Origin of the sequence: Pseudomonas sp. MAG733B, from assembly GCF_036884845.1 — a bacterium.
Classification (GTDB): Bacteria; Pseudomonadota; Gammaproteobacteria; order Pseudomonadales; family Pseudomonadaceae; genus Aquipseudomonas.
Window position 1 is genome coordinate 2,100,137 of record NZ_CP145732.1, and the last position, 16,497, is coordinate 2,116,633.

General features: G+C 59.4%; 15 protein-coding genes. 9 read left to right on the top strand and 6 right to left on the bottom strand.

Annotated elements, in window-relative coordinates:
* Positions 1 to 136 precede the first annotated feature (136 nt).
* On the top strand, positions 137 to 1,075 hold the full coding sequence (locus tag V6Z53_RS09560) for an aspartyl/asparaginyl beta-hydroxylase domain-containing protein (protein WP_338585256.1): 939 nt from the start codon (positions 137 to 139) through the stop codon (positions 1,073 to 1,075).
* 250 nt (positions 1,076 to 1,325) lie between these two features.
* Here V6Z53_RS09560 and V6Z53_RS09565 read toward each other — a convergent pair whose 3' ends face one another.
* Complete coding sequence (locus V6Z53_RS09565; RefSeq protein WP_338585257.1) at positions 1,326 to 1,871, bottom strand: hypothetical protein; 546 nt, start codon at positions 1,869 to 1,871, stop codon at positions 1,326 to 1,328.
* Positions 1,872 to 2,055: 184 nt separating this feature from the next.
* On the opposite strand from V6Z53_RS09565, the gene V6Z53_RS09570 reads away from it, so the two are divergent.
* Both V6Z53_RS09570 and V6Z53_RS09575 read left to right on the top strand, forming a co-directional pair.
* On the top strand, positions 2,056 to 2,220 hold the full coding sequence (locus tag V6Z53_RS09570; RefSeq protein ID WP_191630533.1) for a hypothetical protein: 165 nt from the start codon (positions 2,056 to 2,058) through the stop codon (positions 2,218 to 2,220).
* Between the two features lie 93 nt (positions 2,221 to 2,313).
* Positions 2,314 to 3,177, top strand: coding sequence for a DMT family transporter (locus tag V6Z53_RS09575; protein ID WP_338585258.1), 864 nt, complete (start codon positions 2,314 to 2,316; stop codon positions 3,175 to 3,177).
* A gap of 36 nt (positions 3,178 to 3,213) precedes the next feature.
* Here the strand turns inward: V6Z53_RS09575 and V6Z53_RS09580 are convergent, their stop codons facing one another.
* The 4 genes from V6Z53_RS09580 to V6Z53_RS09595 all read right to left on the bottom strand — a co-directional run bounded on the left by V6Z53_RS09580 (position 3,214) and on the right by V6Z53_RS09595 (position 7,353).
* Positions 3,214 to 4,155, bottom strand: a complete 942-nt coding sequence (locus tag V6Z53_RS09580) for a LysR family transcriptional regulator (protein WP_338585259.1) — start codon at positions 4,153 to 4,155, stop codon at positions 3,214 to 3,216.
* Between the two features lie 69 nt (positions 4,156 to 4,224).
* Positions 4,225 to 5,754, bottom strand: coding sequence for a tripartite tricarboxylate transporter permease (locus tag V6Z53_RS09585; protein ID WP_338585260.1), 1,530 nt, complete (start codon positions 5,752 to 5,754; stop codon positions 4,225 to 4,227).
* A complete protein-coding gene (locus V6Z53_RS09590) occupies positions 5,751 to 6,284 on the bottom strand; it encodes a tripartite tricarboxylate transporter TctB family protein (RefSeq protein WP_338585261.1) in 534 nt (177 codons plus the stop codon). Before V6Z53_RS09590 ends, V6Z53_RS09585 begins: the two co-directional genes overlap by 4 nt.
* Positions 6,285 to 6,336: 52 nt before the next feature.
* Entirely contained in the window at positions 6,337 to 7,353 is a 1,017-nt protein-coding gene (locus tag V6Z53_RS09595) for a tripartite tricarboxylate transporter substrate binding protein (RefSeq protein ID WP_338585262.1), read from the bottom strand.
* 442 nt (positions 7,354 to 7,795) lie between these two features.
* Between V6Z53_RS09595 and V6Z53_RS09600 the strand changes: the two genes are divergently transcribed.
* The 6 genes from V6Z53_RS09600 to V6Z53_RS09625 all read left to right on the top strand — a co-directional run bounded on the left by V6Z53_RS09600 (position 7,796) and on the right by V6Z53_RS09625 (position 15,362).
* Positions 7,796 to 9,136, top strand: a complete 1,341-nt coding sequence (locus tag V6Z53_RS09600) for an MFS transporter (protein ID WP_338585263.1) — start codon at positions 7,796 to 7,798, stop codon at positions 9,134 to 9,136.
* Positions 9,129 to 10,088 carry an amidohydrolase gene (locus V6Z53_RS09605; RefSeq protein ID WP_338585264.1) on the top strand — a complete coding sequence of 320 codons (960 nt, stop codon included), beginning with the start codon at positions 9,129 to 9,131 and terminating at the stop codon, positions 10,086 to 10,088. Before V6Z53_RS09600 ends, V6Z53_RS09605 begins: the two co-directional genes overlap by 8 nt.
* Positions 10,085 to 11,089, top strand: coding sequence for a 4-hydroxythreonine-4-phosphate dehydrogenase PdxA (locus tag V6Z53_RS09610; RefSeq protein ID WP_338585265.1), 1,005 nt, complete (start codon positions 10,085 to 10,087; stop codon positions 11,087 to 11,089). Before V6Z53_RS09605 ends, V6Z53_RS09610 begins: the two co-directional genes overlap by 4 nt.
* 328 nt (positions 11,090 to 11,417) lie before the next feature.
* A complete protein-coding gene (locus V6Z53_RS09615; RefSeq protein WP_007972458.1) occupies positions 11,418 to 12,593 on the top strand; it encodes an L-rhamnonate dehydratase in 1,176 nt (391 codons plus the stop codon).
* 52 nt (positions 12,594 to 12,645) lie between these two features.
* Positions 12,646 to 13,641 (top strand): AraD1 family protein, encoded by a 996-nt coding sequence (gene araD1, locus V6Z53_RS09620; RefSeq protein WP_338585266.1) that lies wholly within the window; start codon positions 12,646 to 12,648, stop codon positions 13,639 to 13,641.
* Positions 13,642 to 13,781: 140 nt separating this feature from the next.
* Positions 13,782 to 15,362 (top strand): aldehyde dehydrogenase (NADP(+)), encoded by a 1,581-nt coding sequence (locus tag V6Z53_RS09625; protein ID WP_338585267.1) that lies wholly within the window; start codon positions 13,782 to 13,784, stop codon positions 15,360 to 15,362.
* A gap of 115 nt (positions 15,363 to 15,477) precedes the next feature.
* On the opposite strand, the gene V6Z53_RS09630 is transcribed toward V6Z53_RS09625, so the two are convergent.
* Entirely contained in the window at positions 15,478 to 16,386 is a 909-nt protein-coding gene (locus tag V6Z53_RS09630) for a DMT family transporter (protein ID WP_338585268.1), read from the bottom strand.
* Positions 16,387 to 16,497: the final 111 nt, after the last annotated feature.

Here is a 16,497-nt window from a genome sequence, read left to right on the forward strand (position 1 = left end):
TGTGTTGTTGCGCAATCGTTAACACTGAATGTTGGTTTAGACGGGTTTTTCCCTGGGTTGGCAATGTTTATCATGCCAACAGCGACGTCGGGTAAATGGCGTTGTGCAACGTGTGTCTGTTACCAAGGAGCTGTAGATGACTTTATCCTTTGCCGCGAAGGCGTCGTTGTTGTTGCTGTTTCTCGGCAGCACCCTCTATGTGCATTTACGTGGCAAGGCCCGTTTACCGGTTCTGCGTCAGTTCGTAAACCACTCTGCGCTGTTTGCACCTTACAACGCCTTGATGTACATGTTCTCCAGCGTGCCCTCCAAGCCTTATCTGGACCGCAGCCGGTTTCCTGAATTGGATGTGCTCAAGCACAATTGGGAAGCCATTCGCGACGAAGCGATGCACTTGTTCGACGAGGGCTACATCCGCGCCGCCGAAAAGAACAACGACGCCGGTTTCGGTTCGTTCTTCAAGAAAGGCTGGAAGCGTTTCTACCTCAAGTGGTACGACAAACCTTTGCCATCGGCCGAGCTGCTATGCCCGAAGACCGTGGCACTGGTCAGCAGCATTCCCAACGTCAAGGGCGCAATGTTTGCGCTGCTTCCGGGCGGCAGCCACCTCAACCCACACCGCGACCCGTTCGCCGGTTCCCTGCGCTATCACCTGGGCCTGTCGACCCCCAATTCAGATGATTGCCGCATTTTTGTCGACGGACAGGTTTACGCCTGGCGCGATGGCGAAGATGTGATGTTTGATGAGACCTATGTGCACTGGGTCAAGAACGAAACCGACCAGACCCGGGTCATCCTGTTTTGTGACATCGAGCGACCGCTGAGCAATCGCCTGATGACGCGTATCAACCGTTCGATCAGTGCTTTTTTGGGCCGCGCCACCGCACCGCAAAACCTCGATGACGAGCGTGTTGGCGGAATCAATCAGGCGTATGCGTGGAGCAAGAACTCGAGCGACAAAATCAGCGGTGCCGTCAAACAGTGGAAGCGCCGCAATCCCAAGGCTTACCGGGTGCTGCGGCCGGTGTTGGCAGTGGTGGTGCTGGCGTTGTTGGGGTATTGGTTGTTTGGGTGATGTCTGCATGAAAAAACCGCTCCCTGGGAGCGGTTTTTTTATTGCGAAAATTTGAATGACGCGCCTGCGAGGACGCCATCAGGCTCCTCTTCGATGCCTGTAACGATTAGTTGCAGTATCCGGCGCTCACTGGCCGTCAGCTCTAGGGCAACGTTTATATTTGCCACTGAGGGTGAACGTTTTTTTGAGGGAGGCTTTTTAATCACTTTACGCATCTTTCCTCCAGTGCTGATTACTAATTGAACAGTTTTCACGATACTAGGCTCTCCACTGCTTTGACAAGGCGGCGATCAGCGTCGAAGTAAAAGCCGAGTCGCTTGTAAATTGAAATCGCTCCATCCAGCGGCTCTTGAACCTCCATTAGCGTGCTGCCAATGATTCGGGCGTACTGTTCAATAACCAGTATGGAGAGTGACGCAATTCGTTTTTTTAGGGGGTGAGGCGTTCCGGGATACCCCTCCAATCGAACAATCCGGATTCTTTGCCGGCTTCTGTTTGGATTGGCGAAGCATAGTCCACACAGTTGTTCATCGAACCAGATAGCAATGTCGAGTGCTAATGGCTCCCTTGCTTTCCATTCGGTAACCTCATCCCATGAAAAGTATGAATCCTCCCAGTGCTCCCAAGCCGCGAGTGCGTGCGTGTTAATGGCTTCGTAACGTATTCGAGATAGATCGATTTTTGTTCGGCCAGTTATCTCCAGTTCATGCTGCAATTGGACAGTCTTGATGCCAGCAAGCTTTCTTGCTCTCGACCTGTACAGTTGATACCGGATATGAGTCCTTTCCCTTGGCATGTGCTCTCTTGCATTCCATTTCCCATCGTTTGACGTTACAGCTTCAATCCTAGACAGCACCCTCCCGCCTGTCGTTACTGGCCCTTTGACCAACTCATTGCAAACCATGTCGCCCACTGGTTATAGTCGGCGCACAGTGAGTTTCAGGACTCACTTTTTTATCCCCCAAATAAAGATCAGCCCAATGCCTGCATCCCACATCAACGCGGTAGTCGATTCAGCGGTCAACGCTGGCGTCGTGCCGTGCGGGAATCAGCAGCCGGGGCAGATCAGTCATTACCCCCCTCCTGTCAGTCGCACGCCGGTTTGCGCGGTGGTCTCGCCGCCGGGTGTTGGCGTTTCGGGCTGATCAGCATTTTCTGCTGAACCCCGTGCACACCTGAAAACAACTGAATTTCAGCTTCGGCTGAGTTGGCTTTTTGCCTGACTACAGGTGGTATTCATGTTTGTCCTTTCGAAAAAATCCGCGCTCGCGGCCGCATCCACGAGCCTTTTCGTCTTGCTGTGGAGCAGCGGGGCGATCTTCTCCAAATGGGGCCTGGCCCACGCATCACCCTTTGCGTTTCTGTTGTTTCGCTTCGTCATCGCCTTGTGCGGTCTGGTGCTGCTGGTGCCGTTGTTCAAACTGAAATTGCCCAAGGGCGGCAGGCCGATGCTGTATGCGATGGCCACGGGCGTGGTGTTGCTGGGGGCGTATCAGATTTTCTATCTGCTGGCGCTCGACCTCAAAGTGACGCCTGGGGTGATGGCGACGATCATGGGGGTGCAACCGATTCTCACCGTGGTGCTGATGGAGAGACAGCGTTCCTGGAGCCGGATGTTCGGCCTGTCACTGGGTTTGGCCGGGTTGATCATGGTGGTCTATCAGGGCATCGGCCTGGCCGGTATGTCGTTGGCCGGGATGCTTTTTGGTTTGCTGGCGCTGGCGAGCATGACGTTCGGCTCGATCATGCAAAAGCGCATCACCGACAATCCTCTCGGCACGCTGCCGGTGCAGTACCTCGCCGGGCTTTTGCTCTGCGGGATCTTCGTGCCGTTCCAGCCGTTTTACTTCGAGCACAGCGTCGGTTTTGTCGTACCGGTGCTGTGGATGGGGTTGGTGGTGTCGGTGTTGGCGACTTTGCTGCTGTATCGCTTGATTGCCCGGGGCAATCTGGTGAATGTCACCAGTCTGTTCTATCTGGTGCCTGCGGTGACGGCGGTGATGGACTACCTGTTTTTCGGCAACCGATTGGCGACGCTTAGCATGCTCGGCATGCTGTTGATCATCGTCGGTCTGGTGTTTGTATTCCGTAAAACGGCGTAAAGCGACAAAGGCCCGGAGCATGACTCCGGGCCTTTTTTATTTGCTCAGCGCATGCTCGGCCCGCACCGAGTTCATGAACGCCTGCATCGCCGAAGATTGAATGCGATGTCGGCGGGTGATCAAGCCATACGGTGGCAAACTCGCCTCGAACTTGATCGGCAGCACTGCCAGCAGGTCACGCCCCGGATAATCCTCAACCACCGATACCGGCGTGACGCCGAGCATGTCGGTCTGCTGAATCAACGAGAGCAAGGTCATGATCGATGTGGTTTCAACGATGCTGCTGGGGATGTCGACCCGCGCGTTGTGGAACACCTGATTGATGATCGCGCGCATCGGGCTCGGATGCTGTTGCAGCACCCAGGTCATATTCTGCAATTCGGCCCAGCTCAATTGTGTGGCTTTAGCCAATGGATGCTGTGCCCCTGCAATCACGCACAAAGCCTCTTCACCGAGGCTGTCGAACAGCAACTCTTCGGCTCGGGCACCTGGAGGAATCCGCCCCAATACGATGTCCAGTTGATCCTGTAAGAGCGCCTGCACCAGCACGTCGCTGGTATCGACTTGAATGCTCATGGACAACCGTGGATGGCTTTGTTTCAAGGTCGCGATGGTGCGGGTCAGCAGGCCCGATGCGAGTGCCGGAATGGCGCCGACCGCAACCCGGCCAAGGTTGCCGGATTCAAGCGCCACCAGTTCTTCGCGCATGCCGCTGAGTTCGGCGAAGACCATTCGTGCGTAGTAGATGACGGTTTCTCCGAACGGGGTAGAGCGCATGCCACGGGGCAGGCGTTCGAAGAGTTCGACACCGAGCAAGTCCTCGGCTTCGTGCAGCATCTTGGTGGCGGCGGGTTGGGTCATGCCGATGTGATCGGCGGCGCGGCGCAGCGAGCCGAATTCCTGCAACGCCAGCATCAACCGCAGTTGGCGCAGACGCAGTCGACTGTGGATCACATTGGCAACAGGAATTCGGGTCATGGGCCGCGCTCGCAAGAAAGTCTGCGGCAAGCCTGACAACAAATGTCAGGCGTTGCCAGCATTGCTGTGTCACAGCACTGATTTTGCTTTCGCGACGTGGGATTTGCGCAGGCCCATCAGGGTTTGCAGTGCCTTGGAAATCAACGGCCAGAACAGCATCAGCAGCGCTGCCGTGGTCAGGCTGCCGACTAATGGGTTGGACCAGAAAATCCCCAGTTGCCCGTCCGAGAACAGCATCGACTGACGGAACGCATCTTCCGCTTTGTCGCCCAGTACCGCCGCCAGCACCAGCGGCGCAATCGGGTAACCGAGTTTCTTGAACAGATAACCCAGCGCGCCGAAGCCCAGCATCAGCACCACGTCGAAGAACGAGTTGTGCACCGAGTACGCGCCGATGGCGCACACCATGATGATGATCGGCGCGATGATCGAAAACGGAATGCGCAGGATCGAGGCGAACAGTGGCACGGTGGCCAACACCACGATCAGGCTCACCACGTTGCCCAGGTACATGCTGGCGATCAGGCCCCAGACAAAATCGTGCTGCTCGACGAACAGCGTCGGCCCAGGGTGCAGGCCCCAGATCATCAAACCGCCAAGCATCACCGCAGCGGTGGCTGAACCTGGAATGCCCAGGGTCAGCATCGGCAACAGGGCGCTGGTGCCCGCGGCGTGGTCGGCAGTTTCGGGGGCGATCACGCCTTCGATTTCGCCTTTGCCGAAGTTCTCGCGGTTCTTCGAAAAGCGCCGCGCCAGGCTGTAGCTCATGAACGATGCCGCAGTCGGCCCGCCAGGCGTGATGCCCATCCAGCAACCGACCAGCGTGCTGCGCACAATCGTCCACCAGTAGCGCGGCAACTTGGCCCAGGTGCGCAAAATCACCATTGGTGTAATGCGCGCGTGTTCGCCACGAAACACCAGGCCTTCCTCCACGGTGCAGAGGATTTCACCGATGCCGAACAGGCCGATCACAGCCACTTCAAAACTGATGCCGGTCATCAGAGTCGGTTGGTCGAAGGTCAGGCGCAGGTTGCCCGATACGGTGTCCATGCCGACCGCCGCCATGGCGAAACCGATCATCATCGCCACCACGGTTTTCAGCGGTGGGTTCTTGCTCATGCCGATGAAGGTGCAGAACGCCAACAGATACACCGCGAAGAACTCCGGCGAACTGAACGACATGGCGAACGCGGCAATCTTCGTCGACAGGAATGTCAGCAACAACACCCCGCACAGGGCACCGATCAGCGCCGAACTGAACGCGGCGGTCAGGGCTTCGGCGGCGCGGCCTTCGCGGGCCATCGGATAGCCGTCGAAGGTGGTCGCCACCGATGAGGGTTCACCGGGTATGTTGAACAGGATCGAGGTGATCGAGCCACCGAACAGCGCCCCCCAATACATGCACGACAGCAGAATGATCGCCGACACCGGCGACATGGTGAACGTCAGTGGCAGCAGCAACGCCACGCCATTGGGGGCACCGAGGCCGGGCAGGACGCCGACCAGAATGCCCAGCAGCACGCCGATCACCATCAGGCCGATATGGCCCGGGGTCAGGATCAGGTTCATGCCTTGCAACAGGGAATCGAATTCGCTCATTTGAAATTTCTCCCGGCCAGGGCAATCCAGTCGCCCATTGGGCCGGCATCCAGCGGCACCTTGAACCACAACGCGAAAATCAGGTAACTGGCCAGCACCGCGCCGAGGGACACGCTGCCGATCATCAACTTGCCATAAGGCTTGGCGCGGACCTTGTCACGCCACATGAACCAGGCAATGAACGCCGCCGAAGCGATGTAAATGCCGGTGAACGGCATCGCACCGACGAACAGCGCAATCGGCACGAACACCGACATCACTTGTTTGAAAGCACTGCGACTGACGAACGCGACGCTCAATACCTTCCAGCGCACCAGGGTCAGCACACCGTTGGCTACGCTCGCGGCGCTCAACATCAGGCCGATGTAAAAGGGGAAATAACCCGGCTCGGGGCCGGAATCACCCCAGCCGATGCCTTGTTCGACACTGCCGAACATCACCACGGCGCCGATCAGGGTGGTGAACAGCGCCAGGCCGAGTTCGACCCAACGGGTGCCGACCAGCGCCGGTGAATCCGAAGAATGGGACATGAAACACCTCCAGCAGGTGACGGCCGCCCTTGGGCGAGCGGCCCTGGCAACTTCAGTTTTTCAGCCAGCCGGCTTCTTTGAATACCGGGGTGACGCGGGCGGTGTCTTTTTCGATGTAGGCGGTCAGCGGTTCGCCTTCGAGGAAGGTCGGCACCAATGCGTTCTGCTTCACGTAGGCCTTGAACTCATCGGTCTGGGTGACTTTGCGCATCAGCTCGACGTAGAACGCCCGTTGTTCGGCGCTGATATCGCCGGGCATGAACACAGTGCGCGGGAAGCGGTATTGATCGATGCCCAGGCCTTGTTCATGACAGGTCGGAACATCGGCCCAGGATTTGTCGCCGGCGACTTTTTCAGTGTAGGCCATGCGCTCTTTACTGAAGACGCAGAGCGGTTCTACCTGGTCGCCGCGCCATTGGCTGATGCTTTCGCTGGGGTTGTTGACGTTGGCGGCGATGTGTTTGCCGGCCAGTTGAGTCGCGGCTTCGCTGCCGCTCTTGAACGGGATGTACACCAATTTGCTGTTGGTGGTCTGGTTGAGCAGCAGGGTCAGGGTCTGGTCGACGTCCTTGGACTGGCTGCCGCCCATGCGCAGGTTCGACGGGTCTGCCTTGACCGCTTCGTAGAAGCTTTTTGCGTCCTTCCACGGCGCGCCCTTGTAGCTCCAGAGGATGAAGTCGTCTTCCGCTACGGCGGCAATCGGTGTCAGCTCCTGCCATTGGTAGCCAAGCTTGGACACCAGTGGCAGCAGGTAAATGTTGTTGGTACCGATCACCAGTTTTTCGGCATCTCCCTTGTTCATCTTCATGTCGAGGAACGCTTCGGCGCCGTTGCCGCCGCCCTTGTTGAGGACGATGGTGTTGACGTCGAGCAGCTTGTGAGTGGTGATGATCGACTGGATCAGCCGACCGAGTTGGTCGGTGCCGCCACCGGGGCCGCCGGCTACGACGATTTCGACGTTCTTGTCCGGTTGCCAGGCAGCTTGAGCGAGCAGAGGGAGCGCGCCAGCGGCGACCAGGGTGCAGCCAAGAAACAGACGGGAAGTGCGACGGACGAATGCATTTCGCATGATGGAAGAGCCTCGTTTTTTGTATTTGTTATGAGTGGACTTGTCTGCGCTGTGAAGCCGCAAGCCTGGCCTGAGTGTGGGAACGCGCCGTCGCCGCGTCTAGTCAAAACAATACATACACCGATAGCCTGGGGTTATAGCTAGGCGAACGAAGCAGTACTTCTGTAGGAGCGAGCCTGCTCGCGATGGACTAAAGGACACTGCGCTGATTCAGGAAGCACGCGTTTTCGTTGAAGACCATCGCGAGCAGGCTCGCTCCTACAGAGGGGGGCGTGCCGACTTTGAAAGCTCGTTGAAAGCAGGGCATGACATAACCCGTGGCTATCACCCGATTTCAAGTTTTGATTAGACGGTTATCACTGAGCCTTCGATAGTGCTCACAAACCGCCGCGATGAAGTGGCGCTGCAATCTCCACAAAAATAATAAAACGAGGTACGCACCATGGCTCGTCCCAGTGCTTCCCTGCATCTGCCCGGCGCAGACGCTCCGTCCGCAGCGGCGGCGAAACCGCTGGCTGCAACCGCCAAGGCCAGCAATGTTCGCTGGCGGATCTTCGCGATCATTTTCGCGCTGACCATGGTCAACCTGATCGACCGGGTGTCGCTGTCCATCGCGATGCCGACCATCGCCAATGAATTCTCGCTGTCACCGAGCATGCAGGGCCTGATCCTCAGCAGCTTTTTCTGGGCCTATGCACTGTTGCAAATTCCCGGTGGCTGGATGATCGACCGTTTTGGTCCGCACCGCGTCATCAGTTGGTCCACCGGGTTGTGGGGCACTTTCCAGGTGCTGGCGGCATTTGCCACCGGGGGCTTGTCATTGTTGTTTGCGCGGGTTGCGTTGGGCGCCGCCGAAGCACCGTTGTTCCCCTCGGGTGGCAAGCTGATTTCGCTGTGGCTGGCCCCAGGCGAACGCAGTCGCGGCGCGGTGTTGATGGACAGCGGTAGCCCGCTCGGTGTGGCGCTGGGCGGGTTGATCATTGCCTACTTGATTGCGTCGCTGGACTCCTGGCGGTTGGCTTTTGTCATTGCCGGTATCGCGACTCTGGTGTTGGCGTGGCTGGCGCGGCGTTATCTGCGTGATGACCCGGCCAGCCATCCGCAAGTCAATGAACTGGAGCTTGAGAAAATCAACGCCGGACGCGCCACACCCGCCGCCGAAGCCGCGCGTGCACCGGTCAAAGGCTTGGGCATCGCTGCCCGTTCCCTGAGCGGTTTGCTGATCGGTCGAGCCAGTTGGGCGATGGTGTATTTCGGTCTGCTGACCTGGGGGCCGAGCTATCTGTCCCAGGCTCGCGGGTTTGATATCAAGGGCATTGGCGCGGCGACATTTGTGATTTTCGTCTGCGGTGCGCTGGGTTCGTTGACTGGTGGTTTCCTTTGCGACGGCTTGATCCGCAAAGGCGTGAGTCGCGCAGTGGCGGTCAAGAGCCTGCTGGCGTTTTCCGGTCTGGTAGCGCTCGGCGCGTTCCTGTTGCTGCCGACCCTGAGCAATCCTTTTGCGGCAGTGGCGTTGTTGGCCATGACCGCGTTTTTCCTGATGTGGGGCAGCCTCTACTGGAGCTTCCCGGCGTTGCTGGCAGCACCGGCGCGGGTCGGTTTGATCGGCGGTGTAATGAACATGGCCGGCAGCACCGGCGGCATCGCGGTGCCGATCCTGGTGGGCGTGATCCTGCAAATGTCCGGTGGTTTTGCCCCGGTGCTGGGGTTCTTCGCGGCGTGCTCGGCGGTGTTCGTGCTGGCGACGTTGTTTATCAGTCTGGATGAGGTGCGCCATGACTAATCCGTTATGGAACGGCCCGATCATCGACGCCCATCATCATTTCTGGGACCCGATCCTCAACGATCACCCGTGGCTCGCTCCCGAAGCCAATATCCCGTTTCGCTACGGTGACTACAGCGCGATCAAGCGCCGCTATTTTCCCGAGGACTACTTCGCCGATGCAGGTTCGCACAACGTCGTGCAAACGGTGTACGTCGAGACCGAATGGAACCCGCAGGACCCGATTGGCGAAACCCGTTTCATCGAGCAACTGGCCGCCCGTTATGGCGTGCCGAATGCAATCGTTGCGCAAGCCTGGCTTGATCATCCGGACGCCATCGATGTGCTGACCGAGCAGGCGAGTTTCAAGTGCGTACGCAGCGTTCGCCACAAGCCCGGCGGCCCGACCGCGCCGGAGCAGGTCGGGCGCTTGCGCAGTCTGATGAGTGACGAACACTGGCGCCGCAGTTACGCCGCACTTGAAGGTTTGGGTCTGCATTTCGATTTGCAGACACCGTGGTGGAACCTGCACGAAGCCGAACGGTTGGCCCGGGACTTTCCCGGCATCACCCTGATTATCAACCACGCGGGATTGCCCAACGACCGCAGCGGCGAAGGCCTGGCCGGTTGGCGCCTGGCGATGGCGCGGCTGGCCCAGTGGCCGAACGTGCAGGTGAAAATTTCCGGCCTGGGGCAGGGCGGCCAACGCTGGCGCGCCAAAGACAATGCCTGGATCGTGCGCGAAGTGATCGCCATTTTCGGAGCCGACCGGGCGATGTTTGCCAGTAACTTTCCGGTGGACGGCCTGTGCGGCTCGTTCGATGACATCTACAGCGGTTTCAAATCCATCGTCGCCGATCTGCCGTTGGCCGATCAGGAGCGACTGTTCTACAGCAATGCGCAGCGCGTTTATCGCTGCGAGCCTTGCGCCATTGACCGGGCGTGGCCTGAACCCTTGAGGAGTGAAGCATGAAAAAATCCACCATCGCCATGGTCCTTGGTGACCCTGCGGGCATCGGTCCTGAGTTGATCGCACGTCTGCTCGCCGAGCCTGAAGTGCGCAACAAGGCCAACGTGATCCTGATTGCCGACGAGGCGGAAATGCGTCGCGGCATGCGCATCGCCGGCGCTGAATTTCCTTATCGGCGCGTGGAGTCGCTGGAGCAGTTGGAGTTTGTCGATGACACGCCGCTGTTCTATGACTTTCGTGGTGACACCGTTGGTGAGTTCCCGCGCAGCGAAGCCAGTGTGATTGGCGGTCGCTACAGCCTCGATACCCTGGAAAAAGCCCTGCGCCTGACCGAGGCCGGCACCACCGACGCGATCCTGTTCGGGCCGCTGAACAAGACCTCGTTGCACATGGCCGGCATGGCGCACAACGACGAGTTGCACTGGTTCGCCGAGTTGCTGGGTTTCCACGGGCCGTTCTGTGAGTTCAACGTGCTCGACAATTTGTGGACTTCCCGAGTGACGTCCCACGTGGCGTTGGCCGAAGTCTCGGGCCTGCTCAGCCAGCAGCGAGTAGTGGAAGCGATTCAACTGATTGATACCGCGCTCAAGCGCAACGGACTGGAGAAACCGCGAATCGGTGTCTGTGGCTTGAATCCGCACAATGGTGACAACGGCTCGTTCGGCCGCGAAGAGCTGGACATCATCGGCCCGGCCGTTCGCTCGGCGCAGGCGTTGGGCATTGCTGCGGAAGGACCGTATCCGGGAGACACGATTTTCCTCAAGGTCCAGGGCGATGCCAGTGCCTTCGACGCGGTCGTCACCATGTATCACGACCAGGGCCAGATCGCGATCAAACTGATGGGCTTCTCCCGTGGCGTGACGGTGCAGGGCGGTTTGCCGATCCCGATCACCACACCGGCCCACGGCACCGCATTCGACATCGCAGGGCAGGGCAAGGCGAACGTCGGTGCGACACGTCAGGCGTTCGAGATTGCCTGCCGGATGGGTCGCAACCGGCACTGATCCCGGATTTCCAAAGCAACAAAAATCCCCTGTGGGAGCGGGCTTGCTCGCGAATGCGCTGGGTCAGACGACCTTTACGTCGACTGACACTCCCTCTTCGCGAGCAAGCCCGCTCCCACATTTTTTTGTGCGATGCCTAATAACCCGATTAAGGCATTAATCGGTTTTTGCTATCACCCCAGGTTATCGACGGATGTGCATAAGTGATTATCCGCAGCCCCCGGGCGCTGGCTAAAGTCGGTCCATCGAATGCAGGAGCCCATCTGAAAAAAGCTCTGCGCACACGACCGACAACTACAAGAATCCGGCAGCCCAAGGAACTGTATTCATGAAAATCAAAGCGATCCGTACCCGCGTTTTCGAGTGGAAAGGCAAAGTCGTCCCGCCTCAAGCGCACTTCTGCACCAACGCCAGCGACATCCTGTTCGAACGCGGTGACGCCATGGGCTCGTTCCGTTTCCACGGCTGGCTGGTGGTGGAAGTCGAGACCGATACCGGTCTTGTCGGCATCGGTAACTGCGCCCTGGCGCCGCGTGTGGCCAAGGAAATCATCGACACTTACCTGGCACCGATCGCCATTGGCGAAGACCCGTTCGACAACGAATACATCTGGCAGAAGATGTACCGCCAGAGCCACGCCTGGGGTCGCAAAGGCATCGGCATGGCGGCGATCTCGGCGATCGACATCGCCATCTGGGACATCATGGGCAAAGCGGTGAACAAGCCGGTGTTCAAACTGCTCGGCGGGCGCACCAAGGAAAAAATCTGGACCTACGCGTCCAAGCTCTACGCCAACGACAACCTCGACCTGTTCCTCGAAGAAGCCCAGGGTTATCTGAACCAGGGTTTCACAGCGCTGAAAATGCGCTTTGGCTACGGTCCGAAAGACGGCCCGGCGGGCATGCGCCGCAACATCGAACAAGTGCGTGCCCTGCGTGAACTGGCCGGCCCGGACGTCGACATCATGCTCGAATGCTACATGGGCTGGACCCTGGAATATGCGCGTCGCATGTTGCCGAAACTGGCCGAGTTCGAGCCGCGCTGGCTCGAAGAACCGGTGATCGCCGATGACATCGAAGGCTACATCGAGCTGAAGAAAATGGGGATCATGCCGATCTCCGGCGGCGAACACGAATTCACCTCGTACGGCTTCAAAGACCTGCTGGAACGCCGCGCCGTCGACGTCATCCAGTACGACACCAACCGCGTCGGCGGCATCACCGCCGCGCGCAAGATCAACGCCATGGCCGAGGCCTGGTCGGTGCCGGTGATTCCTCATGCCGGGCAGATGCACAACTATCACCTGACCATGTCCACCACCGCCTCGCCGATGGCCGAGTTCTTCCCGGTGTTCGACGTCGAGGTCGGCAACGAACTCTTCTACTACGTGTTCAAGGGCGAGCCACAACCGGTCAACGGCTACATCCAGCTCGACGACAACAAACCGGGCCTGGGCCTGGAAATCTCCGATGAGTACCTGAGCGATTTCAACATCATCGAATGACCTTCAAGCGCCGCTTTCGGGCGGCGTTCGGTTGACTGATTGGAGGCACACCATGCACCTGATTCAATTTGAAAACACTGAGGGCGAGCGTCAGGTCGGCGTGGTCGCCGGGGCGCAGATTCTGCTGGTGCGCGACACCCGCAGCACCCGCGAACTGGCACTGGCGGCGATTCGTGCGCAACGCAATCTGCAAGAGGAAGTCGCCTTGCGCGGTACCGAACCGGGACCGGATTACGCGACGCTGCTGCAGCAGGGCAAAGTCCTGCCACCGCTGGACCACGAAGACCCGGCCCATTGCCTGATCAGCGGCACCGGCCTGACTCATCTGGGCAGCGCCTCGGTACGAGACAAAATGCACCAGCATGACGGTGAAGTCGAAGCCGGCATGACCGACACCATGCGCATTTTCAAATGGGGCCTTGAGGGCGGAAAACCAGCGGCCGGGCAGGTCGGCGCGCAACCGGAATGGTTCTACAAGGGCGATGGCAGCATCGTCGTGCGCCCCGGTGCGGACTTCCCGGTGCCGCCATTTGCCGAAGACGCCGGTGAAGAACCTGAGCTGACCGGCCTCTACGTGATTGGCGACGACGGCCAGCCGTACCGCGTCGGTTATGCATTGGGCAATGAGTTCTCCGACCATGTCATGGAACGGCGCAACTACCTGTACCTCGCCCATTCGAAACTGCGCAGTTGCTCCTACGGTCCGGAGCTGCGCGTCGGGGAGCTACCCAAGCATCTGGTCGGCACCAGCCGCATTAAACGCAATGGCGAAACGATCTGGGAAAAGGAGTTTCTCAGCGGTGAAGACAACATGTGCCACAGCCTGGCCAACCTCGAATTTCACCACTTCAAATACGCGCAGTTTTTGCGCCCCGGTGATGTTCACGTGCATTACTTCGGCACCGCGACGCTGTCGTTTGCCGACGGCGTGAAGACCCAGCCGGGGGATCGCTTCCAGATCAGCCTCGATGAGTTCGGCGCGCCGTTGGTCAACGGTATCGGCGAGAGTGCCCAGCCGTTGGCCATCGGTAACGTACGCCAGCTCTAACCGCCCGCCCCCCTGTAGGAGCGAGCCTGCTCGCGAAAAATGCAACGACACCGCGTTAAACCAGAATGGGCGCGTCATCGTTGACGACCTTCGCGAGCAGGCTCGCTCCTACAGTGAATCCGACGCTCAAGGAACTCCACATGACCACGTTACTTGGACACAACTACATCGGCGGTCGTCGCAGTGCCAATGGCACGACGCAGCTGCAAAGCCTCGATGCAACGACGGGCGAAGCGCTCCCCGGATTCTTCATTCAGGCATCGGAAGCCGAAGTGGATGCCGCCGCGAAAGCCGCTGCCGCCGCTTACCCGATCTACCGAAACCTGAGCGCTGAAAAGCGCGCAACCTTCCTCGATGCCATCGCCGATGAAATCGATGCGCTAGGCGATGATTTCGTCGCCACCGTATGCCGCGAAACCGCGTTGCCAGCCGGGCGTATTCAAGGTGAACGCGGTCGCACCAGCGGCCAGTTGCGCCTGTTCGCCAAGGTGCTGCGTCGCGGTGATTTCTATGGGGCGCGCATCGACCGGGCATTGCCGGATCGCCAGCCGCTGCCACGTCCGGACCTGCGTCAGTACCGCATCGCTCTCGGGCCGGTCGCGGTGTTCGGTGCCAGCAACTTTCCGTTGGCATTCTCCACCGCTGGTGGCGATACCGCCTCGGCACTGGCCGCCGGTTGCCCGGTTGTGTTCAAGGCCCACAGCGGGCACATGGCGACCGCCGAGTGGGTGGCGGACGCGATCATCCGCGCCGCCGAACGCACGGAAATGCCGGCGGGTGTGTTCAACATGATTTATGGCGGTGGCGTCGGTGAGTGGCTGGTCAAGCATCCGGCGATTCAGGCAGTGGGCTTCACCGGTTCGCTCAAGGGCGGCAATGCCTTGAGCCACATGGCCGCGACCCGGCCACAGCCCATCCCGGTGTTTGCCGAGATGTCGAGCATCAACCCGGTGTTCCTGTTGCCTGAAGCCCTGGCGGTGCGCGGCGAGCAGATCGCGGCGCAACTGGCCGGTTCGGTGACGTTGGGGTGCGGTCAGTTCTGTACCAATCCCGGGCTGGTCATCGGTCTGCGTTCGCCGCAGTTCAGCACGTTCCTGGAAACCTTCTGCGCGAGCATGAACCAGCAACCGCCGCAAACCATGCTCAACGTCGGCGCATTGGCCAGCTACAGCCGAGGCCTGGGTGAGTTGCACGAACATCCGGGGCTGACTCATTTGGCGGGCAAGCCGCAGCAGGGCAATCAGGCGCAGCCGCAAGTGTTCAAGGCCGATGCCAGCCTGTTGCTCAAGGGCGATGAATTGTTGCAAGAGGAAGTGTTCGGGCCGACCACCATCGTCATCGAGGTTGAAGATCGCGTGCAGTTGGCGACGGCGCTGCATGGCCTGCGCGGGCAGTTGACGGCGACGCTGATTGGCGAGGCCGAGGAGTTGCTGGAGTACCGCTGGTTGGCGGAAATGCTGCAGGAGAAAGTCGGGCGGATTTTGCTCAACGGCTATCCGACCGGGGTCGAGGTGTGTGACGCGATGGTGCATGGCGGACCGTATCCGGCGACGTCGGATTCTCGCGGCACGTCGGTTGGCACCTTGGCGATTGATCGTTTCCTGCGGCCGGTGTGTTTCCAGAATTACCCGGATGCGTTGCTGCCAGAGGCGTTGCAGGACAGTAATCCGCTGGGGATTCGGCGGTTGGTGGATGGGGAGGTCACTCAGTCAGCCTTGTAGTGTCTGGGCAATCGCCCTCGCGAGCAAGCCCGCTCCCACACTGGATCTTCGCTGTGGCGTAGATCAAATGTGGGAGCGGGCTTGCTCGCGAAGGCGTCATCAGCCTCAGCACAAATTACCTGGCAGTCACCTCAGCCACCTTCACGGCAGCCGGCTTCAACACCAACCACAACGCCACCGCAATCAACACCCCGCCATACACATGCGCCATCGACAGCGGCTCATCGAGAAACAGCCCACCCCACAACACCCCGAACAACGGGATCAAAAAGGTCGTTGTCATCGATTTCACCGGACCAATCGAGCTCAGGAGCCGGAAGTAAATAATGTAGGCAAACGCCGTGCATCCCAGGCCCAACCCCAGCAACGATAGCCAGACACTCCAGCCGCCCCAGCTCGCCGGTGGCTGGCTGATCACGCTGTAGCCGAACAGCGGCAGCAGGAACAACGTCGCGCCGAGCATGCTGCCCAGTGCCGACAAACGGCTATCGAGGCCACCGGCCTGATCCAGCCAGCGGCGGGCCAGAAATCCCGCAAACCCGTAGCAGGTGGTGGCGAGCAAGCAGGCGACGGCACCCATCAGCAGTTCCATATCGAACGCCACCGGACCGGCACGTGTCAGCACGCCCACGCCGAACAGCCCGAGGAACACGCCGCCGAGCTTGGCGCCAGTGAGCCTTTCATGGAAAAACAGGCCGCCGATCAGCACGCCCATCAAGGGTGTCGTGGCATTGAAAATCGACGAGTAACCAGCGGGCAGCACCTGCGCGGCGACAGAGTAAAGCGTCGCCGGAATCCCGGAGTTGATCACCCCGAGCAGCATCACGGTTTTCAGTTTGCCCTTGAAATCCCAACTGATGCGCATCAGCGCAAGAATCACCAGCAGTCCGGCAGCAGCGATAGATACGCGAAAAAAAGCGGTGGGAATGCTGCCAATCACCGGGGCGATGATGCGCATGAACAGGAAACTCGCACCCCAAATGGCCGCCAGGGACAGTAAACGGAAAATATCGACGGGGTTCACAGCGCGTTTCCTTCCTTGATGGGAGCGAGAGTGTTGCCGAGCGCCTGAATGATGGCAACCGAAAAACGAGCATTGAACTCTTCAGCGCGTCGATGATGCGGCGCCCGGAAA